General features: G+C 72.8%; 5 protein-coding genes. 2 read left to right on the top strand and 3 right to left on the bottom strand.

Annotation, left to right across the window (positions count from 1 at the left end; all coding sequences use genetic code 11):
• Nucleotides 1-143: 143 nt before the first annotated feature.
• The 3 genes from E6C72_RS28530 to E6C72_RS28520 are packed head-to-tail and all read right to left on the bottom strand — an operon-like array spanning nt 144 to nt 11,703.
• A complete protein-coding gene (locus E6C72_RS28530; protein WP_109442879.1) occupies nt 144-1,877 on the bottom strand; it encodes a non-ribosomal peptide synthetase in 1,734 nt (577 codons plus the stop codon).
• Complete coding sequence (locus tag E6C72_RS28525) at nt 1,877-10,633, bottom strand: non-ribosomal peptide synthetase (RefSeq protein ID WP_109442880.1); 8,757 nt, start codon at nt 10,631-10,633, stop codon at nt 1,877-1,879. The genes E6C72_RS28530 and E6C72_RS28525 overlap by 1 nt, the downstream gene beginning before the upstream one ends.
• A gap of 11 nt (nt 10,634-10,644) precedes the next feature.
• Nucleotides 10,645-11,703, bottom strand: a complete 1,059-nt coding sequence (locus tag E6C72_RS28520) for a TauD/TfdA family dioxygenase (protein WP_109442881.1) — start codon at nt 11,701-11,703, stop codon at nt 10,645-10,647.
• 365 nt (nt 11,704-12,068) lie between these two features.
• On the opposite strand from E6C72_RS28520, the gene E6C72_RS28515 reads away from it, so the two are divergent.
• Nucleotides 12,069-12,278, top strand: a complete 210-nt coding sequence (locus E6C72_RS28515; protein WP_109442882.1) for an MbtH family NRPS accessory protein — start codon at nt 12,069-12,071, stop codon at nt 12,276-12,278.
• 47 nt (nt 12,279-12,325) lie between these two features.
• Nucleotides 12,326-13,759, top strand: coding sequence for a diaminobutyrate--2-oxoglutarate transaminase (locus E6C72_RS28510; protein ID WP_109442883.1), 1,434 nt, complete (start codon nt 12,326-12,328; stop codon nt 13,757-13,759).
• Nucleotide 13,760: the final 1 nt, after the last annotated feature.

Genomic DNA, 13,760 nt, shown 5'->3' with positions numbered 1-13,760 from the left:
GAGGCGTACCGTGTTGTCGTGGGGTGGGGAAATGCGGAATCCCCCTCTCCCCCCGCTCACGCGCAAACTTCGTTTGCGCTGACGCGACGGGCGGACCATAGGTCCGCCGATAGTGGGGAGAGGGGATCCAGGGGAAAGGGCGATTACGCCGCGGCGCGGTCGAGTTGACCCGGCTCGGCTTCCGTGGCGCGCAGGGCCTGGGCGAGGCCGGCCGGGGTCGGATGGTCGAAGACGAGGCCCGGCGGCACCTCCACCCCCAGGCGGCGGCGCAGGCGGGACACCAGCTTGATGACCATCAGCGAATGGCCGCCCAGGTCGAACAGGTTGTCGGCCGGACCGACCCGCTCACGTTCCAGCAGGGTGGCGATCAGCCCGGCGATCAACGTTTCCAGTGGGGCGGCGTCGTTGGCCGGTTGCGCCGAAACGCTGACCGGGTCGGGCAGGGCGGCGCGGTCGATCTTGCCGTTGCCGAGCCGCGGCAGGCGGTCGAGCGCCACGATCTCGGCCGGGACCATCGCGTCGGGCAGGCGGGCGCGCAAGGCTTCCCGCAGGGCGGCCGGGTCGGAGCCGGCCCCGGCCGTGGCGACCACATAGGCGACCAGCCGGTCGGTGCCCACCAGCTTCACCGCCGCCTGGGCGATGCCGGGCAGCGCGAGGAGGGCGGCCTCGATCTCCGCCGGTTCGACGCGGAAGCCGCGGATCTTGATCTGGTCGTCGATGCGGCCGATCAGCTCCAGCCCGCCGCCGGGCAGCACCCGGGCGCGGTCGCCGCTGCGGTAGAAGCGGGTGCCGTCGGGGTCGGTGAAGAAGGCCGCATCATCCGGGCGGTCGAGATAGCCGCGGGCGACCTGGGCGCCACCGATCACCAGCTCGCCCTCTCCACCCGTTTCAACCGGCTTGCCGGCCGGGTCTAGCAGCCGGACGCCGCTTCCCGCCAGAACGCGGTCGAGCGGCAGGCGGTCGGGCAGCGGCGCGTCCGAGGGCAGGGCATGGACCATCACGCCGACGGTGGTCTCGGTCGGGCCATAATGGTTGAAGACGCGGCAGGCCGGGGCGGCATTGCGGATCGCCTCCAGCAAGGGGCGGGTGGCGGGCTCGCCACCGAGGATCAGCGTGGCGGGCAGGACGGGAGCCGGGTGGTCGATGAGGGCGGCCAGATGCGACGGCACGATCTTCAGGCAGTCGATGGCCTCATCCCAGAGGAAGCGGGCGAAGGCGGCGCCGTCGGTCATCGTCGCCTCGTCCGCCACCACCAGACAGCCGCCTGCCGCCGGCGCCCCGAACAGGGTGGTGTTGCCGAGGTCGGCGGCGACGGTGGAGGTCAGGGCGAAGCGGCGGCAGGCGGTCAGGCCGAGCGCCGCCGTCACCGCCGCGACATAGGCGGCGAGCTGGGCATGTTCGACCACCACGCCCTTCGGCGTGCCGGTGGAGCCGGAGGTGAACAGCAGATAGGCGGCGTCCTGCGGCGCCGGGGGCGGTAGCGCGATGTCGGGCGCCCGCCGCTCCAGCAAGGCGGCGACATCGGCGGCGGTCAGCAGCCGGCACGGCCGGGCGGCATCGAGAACTGCGGTACGGCGGGCGTCCGGCCATGCCGGATCGACCGGCACATAGGCGCCGCCCGCCCGCATGACGGCATGCAGGGCGATGACCAGTTCGGCGGAGCGCGGCAGGGCCAGCGCCACCCGCTGCTCCGGTCCGACGCCGTCGCGGCGCAGATGGCGGGCCAGCCGGTCGACCAGCGCGTCCAGCGCGGCGTAGCTGAGGGTGCGCGCGCCGTCCTTCAGGGCCGGGGCGTCGGGGCTGTGTGCGGTCTGGGCGGAAAGCAGGGCGGGGATGGTGGTCTCGGCGCTCATCCCGGTTGTCATTTGGGCGGTCATCAGGCCATCTCCTCGAGTCCGGCGGCGACGGCCTGCCGCTCCACCATCGCGCCCATGGCGACGACGATGCGGCGGGGGCCTTCATAGGGGTCGCGGGCATGGGCGGTCAGCATGTTGTCGACCATCACCGCGTCCCCGCGCAGCCACTGGAAACGCACGGCGCAGTCCTCGTAGGCGTCGCCGATCAGGGCCATGGTCTCGTCCGGGATGGTCTCGCCGTCGCCGAACAGCACGTTGCGGGGCAGGCGGTCGATGCCGACGAGGTCCAGCAGATCCTCGCGCAGGTCGGGCTCCAGGCAGGCGGGGTGGTGGAGTTGCAGCTGATTGAAGAAGCTGCGCTCGCCGGTCAGCGGGTGGCGGATCACCGCCGGGGCGCGGGTGCGGGTCTGCGGCGTCTCGTCATCAAGCCAGCGCAGCTCGATGCCGCCGGCGGCACAGCGCGCCGCCACCGCCGCACGGTCGTCGGTCTTGAAGAAGTCGCGCCAGCCGACATCGAAGCGCGGGGTGAAGGTGCGGACATAGAGCAGGCCGCGCGTCTCCAGCGTCGCCACCAGATCGGCCGGCAGGCGCCTCAGCATCTCGCGGCAATCGACGATGGGGGTGCAGCCGCCGACCGGCGCCACCTGTTCGGCGAAGAACCACTGCTTGCGCGGCCAGCGGTCGAGATGGCTGCTCTCGTTGTGGTAGAGGATCATCTGCCGCTCCGGGTAGGGCGTGGAGCGGTAGGTGTTGCGCCCGCCCTCCTTCTTCGGCAGGTCGCCGTAGGAGCCGAACAGGCCGGTCGGCTCCATCGCTTCGGCGAAGGCCTCGAAGGCCTGTGGGTCGGGCAAGGCGAAGCCGCGGAACAGGATGGCGCCGTGGCGTAGAAGCAACTGGTCGATCAGGCCGCGGTTGTCGTGCGCCCAGGCGGCGGGGTCGAGGCCCGGCACGGCGGGCTCCAGCATGATCGGGAATTCGGAGCCCGGCATGGGGAAGGACCGGCGGACGGACATATCGGGGGAGGGGGTGGCGCTGGCGCGCCGGGTCTGGTCCATGGGGTGGAACTCCTGACCGGCAGAAGGAATATTGGGGCAGACGGGTTGGGTGGGGTCGGCGACGGCGCGCTCCAGCAGCGCCACCCAGTTGCGGTGGAAGCGCCGCATGGTTTCCGGATCGAACAGGGCGCTGGCGAACACCCAGTCGGCGGCCAGCGTCGGACCGTCGGCGGTCTGCTCCGGCTCCAGGAACAGGGCCATGTCGAACTTGGACTGGCGCTCGGCCGGGGCCGACTGTTCGACGGTCAGGCCGGGCAGTTCCAGCGGGCCGCCGGGGACGTTCTGGAGGACGAACAGTGCCTGGACCAGCGGGTTGCGGCTGCGGTCGCGCGGCACGCCGACCGCTTCGACGATGCGGTCGAAGGGGAGGGCGTCATGGTCGAAGGCATCCAGCGCCATCCGGCCGGTGCGGTCGAGCAGGCTGTCGAAGCTGTCTTCCGGCTCCAGGCGGGAGCGCAGCGGCACGACATTGACGAAGAAGCCGATCAGCCCTTCCAGCGCGCGGTCGGGGCGGCCGGCGGTGTCGGTTCCGACCAGCAAATCGTCCATGCCGGTCTCCGCATGCAGCATGGCGTTGAAGGCGGCGAGCAGCGCCATGAAGGCGGTGGCGCCGCGGCGGTGCGCCCAGTCCTCCACCCGCGCCAGCAGGGCGGGGTCGAGGGCGAGGCGCAGGCTGCCGCCGCTGGTGGTGGCGACCGGCGGTCGCGGCCGGTCGGTCGGCAGGGCGAGCGCCGTCGGCGCACCGGACAGGCGGTCGTGCCAGAAGCCGGTCAGCCTGGTCAGGCGCTCGCCCGACAGCAGATCGCGCTGCCACACCGCGTAGTCGGCATACTGCACCGGCAGCGGCGTCCAGTCCGGCGCCCGCCCGGCCAGCGCCGCGCGGTAGGCGGTGGCGAGGTCGCTGCACAGAACGCCGACCGACCAGCCGTCGGCGACGATGTGGTGCATGGCGAACAGCAGCCGGTGGCTGCCGGGCTCCAGCCGCAGCAGCCGGGCGCGCAGCAGCGGGCCGGCAGCGAGGTCGAAGGGGGTGCGGGCATCCTCCTCCGCCAGGGCCAGCGCGCAGGCGGTCCGCTCGGCCGGCGGCAGGCCGGACAGATCCTCCAGCGGCAGGGGCACGAACAGGGCGGGGGCGGCGACGGCGGCCGGCTCCTCATCCTGCTCGGGATAGGCTGTGCGCAGCACCTCGTGGCGGGCGACCACGGCGTTCAGCGCGGTTTCCAGCGCCACCGGATCGAGGTCGCCGGTCAGCAGCAGCGAGGCCGCCATCACATAGGCGCTGCCGCCGCCGGACAGCCGGTCGACCAGCCACAGGCGCTGCTGGGCGGGGGACACCGGCATGGCGTCGCGCCGCTCCACCGGCAGCAGGGGCGGGGTGTCGTCACCGGCCGGAGCGGTGAGGGCGTCGAGCCGGGAGGCGAGATCGCGCAGGACCGGTGTCTCGAAGACGGCGCGCAGGGGCAGGCCGGGCCAGCCGTCGCGGCGCAGGCGGGCGATCAGCCGGGCGGCGAGCAGCGAATGGCCGCCGAGCGCGAAGAAATCGGCGTCGCGGGCGATGTCGGTGCCGGGAAGCAGCTCCCGCCACAGAGTGGCGAGGCGGCGTTCGGTGCCGGTGGCGGGCGGCTCGGCCGCGATGGTGCCGGCGGGCTGGTCGGGGTCGGGCAGGGCCTTGCGGTCGAGCTTGCCGTTGGCGTTGCGCGGCCAGTCGGTCACCCGCACCCAGCGGGTCGGGACCATGTAGGGCGGCAGCAGGGCTGCGGCGTGCGTGGCGAGATCCGGGCTGGAGACCGCGGCGCCGTCGTCGGCTGCTTCCCACCACGCCGTCAGATGGTCGGCGCGGATGTGGACGGCGGCGCGGCGGACGGCGGGGTGGCGTTCCAGCGCGGCTTCGACCTCGCCGGCTTCGATGCGGAAGCCGCGCAGCTTCATCTGGAAATCGCCGCGCCCGGCCCATTCGATGACGCCGTCGGCCGTCCAGCGGCCAAGATCGCCGCTGCGGTAGAGGCGCGAACCCGGCGCGCCGTCCGGATCGGGCACGAAGGAGGCGGCGGTGCGGCGCGGATCGCCGAGATAGCCGCGCCCCACCCCGACGCCGCCGACGGCGATCTCGCCCACCGTGCCGACCGGCGCGGGGGAGAGGTCGCCATCGACGACGCGCAGCTCCGCCCCCGCCGTCGGCCGGCCGATGGGGACGGCGCTTCCGGCGGCGGGGGCGGTGTGCAGCGGGTGGAAGGCCACGTCGTCGGCGCATTCGGCCGGGCCGTAGGCGTTCATCAGCGGCACGGCGGGGTAGGCGTCGAACCAGGCGGCGGCATCGGCGGCGCTCAGCGCCTCCCCCGTCGGCAGGACCCAGCGCAGGGCAGGCAGCGGGCGGGGCCGGCCGTCGGCATCGCGGGTGTCCGCCAGCGTCCGCATCAGCGACGGCACCGGCTCGAACAGGGTGACGCCGGAGGTCGCCAGCCGGTCGAGCAGGGCGTCGGGGTCGCGCACCACCGCGTCGGGGACGATCTCCACCACGCCACCCAGCAGCGGGGCGGTCAGCGTCTGCCAGACGGAGATGTCGAAGCAGGCGGGGGCGGTCTGGGCGATCACGTCCCGGTCGGACAGGCCGAGCGGGTCGAGCTTCGCCAGCATGTTGTTCAGCATGCCGTCGCGGGTGACCATCGCCCCCTTCGGCGTGCCGGTCGAGCCGGAGGTGAACAGCACATAGGCGCGCTGGTCGCCGCGGGCAGGGCGCGTGCGCAGGCTGCCGGCGTCGGCGCGGGCCAGCAGGTCGGCAGTGGTCAGGGCGGGCAGGCCGCAGGAGACGGCGGGATCGCGGACCAGCAGCGGATTGCCGGCCTGTGCCATCACCTGGGCCCAGCGGGCGGGCGGATGGCCGGGGTCGAGCGGCACCCAGGCGCCGCCGGCCCGCAGCACCGCGACCATCAGGCACAGCAGCTCCAGCCCGCGCGGGGCGAGCAGGGCGACGGCATCGTCGGGGCGGACACCGGCGGCGATCAGGCCGCGGGCCAGCTGCTCCGAGTGCCGCCAGAGTTCGCCATAGGTCAGGCCGGCACCCTCGCAGCGGGCGGCGAGGCGGTCGGGGTGGGCGGCGACGCGGGCGGCGACCCTCTCGACCCAGCCGGGCGACAGGCTGTAGGGGGCGGGCGTCACGCTCCAGCGGCGCAAGGCTTGCGCCTCCGCCTCGCCCATGCGCGGCAGGGCGGCCAGCGGGGTGGCGGCGCCACGGGCCAACGACAGCAGGGCGGCGCGGAAGCCCTCGGCGATCCGGCTGAGCGACGTCGCATCGATGCGGCGGGCGTCGGCGTCGATGGCGGCGCCCAGCGCCTCGCCGGGGAAGACCTCCACCGTCAGGCCGTAATGGGTGCGTTCGACATTGGCGCGCTGGCGCAGGTCGAGCGCGCCGACCCGGCGCCGCCGGCCCTCCAGCATCGGCAGGTTCTGGAAGACCAGCAGCGTGTCGAACAGCGGGCCGACTCCTGCCTGCGCCTGGATGTCGGCCAGTGCGCTGTGCTCATGCTCGCGCATCGCGGCGCTGTCGGCCTGGATGCCGCGCAGATAGTCGCCGAGGCGCTGGCGGCCCGGCGCACGCACGCGCAGCGGCAGGGTGTTGATGAAGACGCCCAGCATATGCTCGGCGCCTTCCAGATCGGCCGGCCGGCCGGCGGAGGTGACGCCGAACAGCACGTCGTCCCGCCCCGAGCGGGCGGTCAGAACGAGGCCCCAGGCGCCCTGCACCAGCGTGTTGAGCGTGACGCCCAGCCCGCGCGCGGCGGCGGTCAGACGGGCGGTCTCCGCCTCGTCCAGCGTGACGGTGCGGGTGAGCGGGACGGCGCTGCCGGAGTCCGGGGTTGACTCCGGGGCCGGCGCCAGCAGGGGCAGCGGCGTGGCACCTTCCACCCCGGCGAGGAAGCTGCGCCAGAATTCGGCTGAGCGGCCGCTGTCCTGGCGCAGGGTCCAGGCGATGTGGTCGCGGAAGGGGCGGCGGGCGGGCAGGGCCGGGGTCTCGCCGGCCAGACAGGCGCGGTAGCGTTCCAGCACCTCGTCCAGCAGCAGGATCGAACACCAGCCGTCGACCACCAGATGATGGCGGCTCCACAGCAGCAGCCAGCGGCCGTCTCCGCAGCGGATCAGCACCAGCCGCATCAGCGGGGCGCGGTCCAGCGCGAAGCCGCGCGCCCGGTCCTCCGCCAGGAAGGCGGTCAGGGCGGCGTCGCGGGCGTTCTCCGTCAGGTCGCTCCAATCGCGCCGGGCGACGGGGAGGGTGGCGGCGCGCTCCACCAGCTGCAGCGGTCGGTCGGCACCCTCCCAGCGGAAGGCGGTGCGCAGGATCGGGTTGGCGGCGACGGTGTCCTGCCACGCGGCGGTGAAGCTGTCAGGATCGAAGGGGCCGTCCGCTTCGACCACCAGCTGGTTGACATAAGCGCCGCCGGCAGGGTCGATCAGGCTGTGGAACAACAGGCCCTGCTGGAGGGACGACAGCGGATAGGCGTCCTCCAGGGCCGGACGTTCGGCTTGCAGGGTTGCGAGCGCTTGCGGATCAAGGCCGCTGAGGGCGAAAGGCTCCATGCGCTTTTCGGCGGGCTCTTCGCTGGGCTTCCCGGCGGGCTTGGCCGCAGGCAATGCGGCGGCGATGGCGGCGATCGTGCGCTTCTGGAAGAACAGCTTCGGCTTCAGGGCCAACCCCTTCGGCCGCGCCTTGGCGATGACCTGGAGCGCCAGGATCGAATCGCCGCCGATGGCGAAGAAATCCTCATCCACGCCTACCGACGGGCGGCCCAGCACCTCGGCCCAGAGGGAGGACAGGGTCTCCTCGGCCGGGGTCAGGCTGCGTGAAGTCGCGGGGGCGACGGTTCGCGCAGGTTCGTCGTCGGGCAGGGACTTGCGGTCGATCTTGCCGTTGGGCAGGCGGGGCAGGACCGGCAGTGCCCGCAGGCTGGCGGGAACCATGGCGTCGGGCAGCGCCGCGGCCATGGCGCTGCGTAGCGCCTCGGTGTCGAGTGCTTCCGGTGCCACGAAGGCCGCGAGGCGCAACCCGTCACCGGTCGGGGACGGGCGGGCGACGGTGACGGCTTCGGCGACCCCGGGCTGCCCGCGCAACCAGCTGTCGACCTCGCCCAGCTCGACGCGGAAGCCACGGATCTTGACCTGATCGTCGGCGCGGCCGAGGAACTCGATCGGGCCGTCGGTCGTCATGCGCACGCGGTCGCCGGTGCGATAGAGCCGTCCGCCTTCGCCCCACGGGTCGGGAACGAAGCGCTCGGCGGTCAGGGCCGGGCGGGCGAGATAGCCGGCGGCGACGGTGGGACCGCCGATGGCCAGTTCGCCGACGACGCCGAGAGGGACGGGATCGCCATGGCGGTCCAGCACCACGGCGCGGATGCCGGGCAGGGGGGTGCCGATGGGGACCGGCAGGGTCGGATCCTGTGGGGCCGGGGATGTGAGGCAGCCGACGGTGGTCTCGGTCGGGCCGTAATGATTCAGTACGCGGCAGCCGGGGGCGAGACTGCGCAGTCGAGCGACGAAGCCGCCGTCCAGCGCCTCGCCGCCCAGGACGAGGCAGCGGCGCGGCAGCAGGCGGGCCGGGTCGGGGACCGCCATCAGGGCGGCGAGATGGGACGGCACGATCTTCAGCATGTCGACCGGCCGTGCGGCGAAATGACGGGCCAGCGCGTCGGGATCCTCGGCCAGCGCCGGGGCGACCAGCCGCAATGTCCGCCCGCCGAGCAGCGCACCGAACCATGCCGTATAGCCGAGATCGGCGGTGACCGAGGCCAGCGTGGCGAGGGTGGCGTCTTCCGGCAGGTCCATTGCCGCCAGCACGCCCCGGGCGTAGGTGGCGAGGTTGCCTTGCGTAACGACCACGCCCTTCGGCGTTCCGGTGGAGCCGGAGGTGTAGATCAGGTAGGCCGGCAGGTCCGGGTTGCCGGGGAGGTTGTCGGCGAGGGGGGCGGGCTCGGCCTCGTCGGATTGCCCGTCGATGTCGAGCCACGTCGCATCGCATCGCCAGTCGGGAGCCATGCCGGTGCCGACGATGGCGCGGCTGCGGCTGTCGGACGCCAGAAAGGCGAGACGGGCGTCGGGCAGGGCAGGGTCGAGGCAGAGATAGGCGGCCCCCGCCTTCCACGCCGCGATCATGCCGATGGCCAGCGCCGCACCACGCGGCAGCCACAGCCCGACGCGGTCGCCGGGACGCACGCCGGCAGCGCGCAGGCGCCGGGCGAGCCGGGCGGCGGCGGCGTCGAGGCCGGCATAGGTCAGGGCATGGCCGCCGTCCTCCACGGCGTTGCGGTCGGGGTGGCGGGAGGTGGCGGCGTTGAACAGGGCGAGGGCGGTGAGGCGAGATCCCCTCCCCCCGGGGAGAGGGAGAATTGGGGCGTCGAGGAGCGAGCAATCGGCTTCTTCGGCAGTCGCCTGCACCGTCGAAACCGGGGCATCCGCGTCCTCCAGCACACGCTCCAGCAGCGCCAGGAAGCCGCGCCGCATGCGGGCGGAGGTTTCCGGCGCGAACAGCGCCGGGTCGGCGCGCCACTGGCCGTTCAGGCGGTCGCCGCCGTCCACCCAGCGCAGGTTGAGCGCATTGGCGGCGCCGCGCTGGTGGGCGAACAGCTCGCGCCGGACGTTTCGGTCGATGGCGGCGCGCTGGCTGACCGGGACGTAGGTGGTCATGTGATGGAACAGCGGGCCGCCGGTCCCGGCCATCGACGTGATGCGGGCCAGCGGCAGGCGGCGGTGGCGCAGCAGCGCCATCAGCGTGCGATGGGCGGTGTGCGCCACGTCCGCGACCGTCGGATTGCCGGACAGGTCGGCGGACCAGGGCAGGGCGTTCAGCGTATAGCCGATCATCGCGCGGTCGGCGGCACCCTGGCGGCCGGACACCGGCGTGCCGATGGTGAAGCGGTCCTGGCCGCTCCAGCGGTGCAGGAAGATCTGGAAGACCGCCGTCAGCAATGGGAACAGCCCGACGCCGAGCCGGTCGGCGGTTGCGCGCAGACTCGCGGTCGCGACGGGATCCAGATGGAAATCGGCCTCCTCCGGCCGGCCGGGCGCGGTGCTGCGGTCGGCGGGCAGGTCGGGCGGCGGGGCGATGTCGACGGTCTGCGTGCGCCAGAAGCTCTCCAGCCGGGCGGCGTCCGGGCCGGATTGCAGGGTGCGCTGGCGCTCCAGCCATGCGGCGTAGCGGCCGCTCGGCAATGCCGGCTCTGCGGCGCCGGACGACAGCGCCTCGTAGGCGGTGAAAGCCTGTTCGCACAGGATCTCGAAGGACAGGTAATCGCCGGCGATGTGATGCAGCACGACCAGCAGGTGAAGCCGCTCCGCCGCTCCGGTCCCCGCCTCCGCCAGAAGCCGCACCCGGCAGGCGATGCCGCGGTCGAGCGGCAGCGGCGCGTCGGCCTCGCGCTCCAGCCAGTCCAGGCGGTCGGCATCGCTCAGCGGATCGGCGGCGTGGATGGAGACATCGGGCTGCAAGCCGTGCAGGCGCTCCATCACCAGCCGGCCGCCCGCGTCCTCGCGGTAGAGGCTCGACAGCGCCTCATGCCCGCTGATCACCCGGGCGAAGGCGGCGGCGAGGCGCTGCGGATCGGTGCCGGGGGCCAGCTCCGCCGCGTAGGTCATGTTGTAGGCGGGATCGTCGGGGGCGAGGCGCCATGCGGTCCACAGGGCGCGCTGTTCCTCTCCGGCGTGAAGCACGGCGGCGGTCGGGAAGATGCTGTCCATGCTGTTGTCCCCTACACTGCCGGAAGCTCTGGGGAGCGCACCGGATCGGCCATCGCCACCACCACCTTGCGGGCGCCGGTGAAGGGATCGCGGCCGTGGGCGGCCAGCATGTTGTCCAGCATCATCACGTCCCCCTCCTGCCAGGGGAAACTGCGGGTGCACTTGTCCAGGACGGCGCGGATATGGTCGAGGTCGGCGTCGGCGATGGGGCTGCCGTCGCCGTGGAAGACGTGGCGGGGAAGCTCCGTCTCGTCTTCCACCACCGCCAGCAGGCTGTCGCGCACGGCCGCCGGCAGGTTGGAGACGTGGAACAGGTGGGCCTGGTTGAACCACACCTCCTCTCCCGTCGCGGGATGGCGGGCGACGGCCTGACAGATCTGGCGGGTGCGCAGCTCGCCGTCCTCGGTCCAGTCCCAGGCGATGGCGTTGACGCGGCAGAAGCGCTCCACCGCCGCCGGGTCGTCGGTGTTGAACGCCCGCTGCCAGGGCAGGTCCAGCCCGTTGCCGTAGTTGCGCACATACATCAGCCGCTTGGCGGCGAAGCGGTCGCGGACGGCCGGATCGATCCGCCGGAACACCTCGCGGCTGTCGGCGATCGGCGTCGCCCCGCCGGTGGCGGCGGCGGTGACGCAGTGGAACCAGATCGTCCGCGGCCATTGCAGGGTATAGGCCTGCTCGTTGTGCAGCGGGATCGACTGGTGCGCCGGATATTCGGTGGAGGTGTAGACGCCCTTGTCCACCGCCGAGCGCGGGGTGGAGCCGAAATCATAGTCCAGCAGCGGCTTGCCGAAGCTCTCCACGAAGGTGCGGAACGGGGTGTCGCCGTGGATGCCGAAGCCACGGAACAGCAACCCGCCGGCCTGCCGCAACCGCTCCTCCACCAGCGCGCCGATGTCCGGCAGCAGCTCGCGCCATCCCTCCGGCCCCAGCGGGCCGTCCGCCGGCGTCACCAGCAGCGGCAGCTCGCCGTCGGGAAGCAGGGGGCTGACATGGAGGCGGCCGGATTGGGGGCAGCCGGTCTGCGGGAGGGCTTGCGGAGCCGGTCGCGGGTCGGAAAGGCGCTGGTCCATCGGTCGATTGTTCCGTCCAATTGCAGGCCCGAATGCGGGCAGATCGGCAAAAACGTCTTTACTGCAAGTAAGAATCGTTCGCATAGTGGGGCGCGATAGTGCGTCCTGCCGGCGGGTGGGCAGCAATCGCGGCGGGTGCCGGTGCCGGGTTGGGCACGCGGCAGTGCGGAGGTGGCGGAGACACCACGCAGTCTGCGGGTATCGCCGGTGCCATCCTTCAGCCGTGCCGAACGTTAGCCTACTGCAAATCGACTTGCAAATGAGAATCAATCTCATTATGCAAGAAAGCAGGACGCGATCTTCCCAGGGGGTCTTCCCCGAAAACGATCAACCCGTCCGCGCCCTCACCTGAAGGAGCTTCGGCCATGAGCTGGGACAGCCCCGACACGCGGTTCCACGTCGTGATGAACGAGGAGGAGCAATACTCGATCTGGCCCGACCACAAGCCGGTGCCGGCCGGTTGGCGCACCGTCGGCGTCAGCGGCCCCAAGGAGGACTGCCTCGCCCACATCGAGCGGGTGTGGACCGACATGCGCCCGCTCAGCCTGCGCCGCGCGCTGGGCGAAGCCGCCTGAGCGGCGGCACCCAATTCCCTATTCCCCCTGTGAGGGAGGTCTTCGCCATGACCGCGATCCTTGCGGCGTCCTTCGGGCTGGACGGTTTCCGCGGCCAGCCGCCGATCCGCCTGCGCGACGATCCGCTGCTGCGCCGGCAGGAGGCGCGCGAATCGAACGCGCGCTCATATCCCCGGCGCATCCCGCTGGCCTTGACCGAAGCACGCGGCATTTATGTGCGCGACAGTGCCGGGCAGTTGTTCATCGACTGCCTCGCCGGGGCTGGAACGCTGGCGCTGGGCCACAACCACCCCGACGTGGTGGCGGCGATCCGGGCGACGCTGGACAGCGGGCTGCCGCTGCACACGCTGGACCTCACCACGCCGGTCAAGGACGCCTTCGTCGAGGAGCTGTTCGCCGCGCTGCCGCCGGCCTTCGCCCGCGACGCCCGCATCCAGTTCTGCGGCCCGACCGGCGCCGACGGGATCGAGGCGGCGATGAAGCTGGCCCGCACCGCCACCGGGCGGCGGACCGTCGTCGGCTTCTCCGGCGGCTATCACGGCATGACCCAGGGCACGCTGGCGATCATGGGCAATCTGGCGCCGAAACGGCCGCTGGGCGGTGGGACCGGCGACGTGCACATGCTGCCCTATCCCTACGACTACCGCTGCCCCTTCGGGCTGGGCGGGGAGGCCGGGGTCGATGCCGGGCTGGCTCTGCTCGACCAGCTGCTGAGCGATCCGGAATCCGGCATCGTCACCCCCGCCGCCGTGGTGGTTGAGGTGGTGCAGGGCGAAGGCGGCGTGGTGCCGGCGCCGCTGCGCTGGCTCCAGGGCCTGCGCCGGCTGACCCGCGCCCATGGTGTGCCGCTGGTGTTCGACGAGGTGCAGACCGGGCTCGGCCGCACCGGGCGGCTGTTCGCCTTCGAGCATGCCGGGATCGAACCGGACGTTCTGGTGCTGTCCAAGGCCATCGGCGGCAGCCTGCCGCTGTCGGTGGTGGTCTATCGGGCGGAGCTGGATTGCTGGGCGCCGGGCGCCCATGCCGGCACCTTCCGAGGCAACCAGCTGGCGATGGCGGCGGGCATGGCGACTCTGCGCCGCATCCGCGCCGACCGGCTGGACGAGCATGCCGCCGTCCTGGGTGCGCGGCTGACCGCCCATCTGCGGGCCATCCAGGTGGACCATCCCTGCCTGGGTGACGTGCGGGGGCCGGGCCTGATGATCGGCGTCGAGATCGTGGACGAGCACCGGCCGCCCTCGCGCACCGGCGCCCGCCCGGCCGACGGCGAGCTTGCCCGGTCCCTGCAACGCCAGTGCCTGGAACGCGGGGTGATCCTGGAACTGGGCGGGCGGCATGGCGCCGTGGTGCGCTTCCTGCCGCCGCTGATCGTCGAGGCCGCGGAGGTGGACGAGATCGCCGAGCGTTTCCGTGCCGCCTTGCGTGCGGCCCTTGCCGAACGGGCGTCCGGTGCGGTGCCCACCGGGCTGGCAGCGGAATAGG

The sequence above is a fragment of the Azospirillum sp. TSH100 genome, from assembly GCF_004923295.1.
GTDB lineage: Bacteria > Pseudomonadota > Alphaproteobacteria > Azospirillales > Azospirillaceae > Azospirillum.
The sequence above is the reverse complement of the archived record's forward strand: the minus strand, read 5'-3'. Positions and strand labels throughout refer to the sequence as shown.

Excerpts from the sequence above, each read along its gene's own strand:
- E6C72_RS28530 (WP_109442879.1), bottom strand. The coding sequence starts at position 1,877 with ATGACCGCCCAAATGACAACCGGGATGAGCGCCGAGACCACCATCCCC.
- E6C72_RS28525 (WP_109442880.1), bottom strand. The coding sequence starts at position 10,633 with ATGGACAGCATCTTCCCGACCGCCGCCGTGCTTCACGCCGGAGAGGAA.
- E6C72_RS28520 (WP_109442881.1), bottom strand. The coding sequence starts at position 11,703 with ATGGACCAGCGCCTTTCCGACCCGCGACCGGCTCCGCAAGCCCTCCCG.
- E6C72_RS28515 (WP_109442882.1), top strand. The coding sequence starts at position 12,069 with ATGAGCTGGGACAGCCCCGACACGCGGTTCCACGTCGTGATGAACGAG.
- E6C72_RS28510 (WP_109442883.1), top strand. The coding sequence starts at position 12,326 with ATGACCGCGATCCTTGCGGCGTCCTTCGGGCTGGACGGTTTCCGCGGC.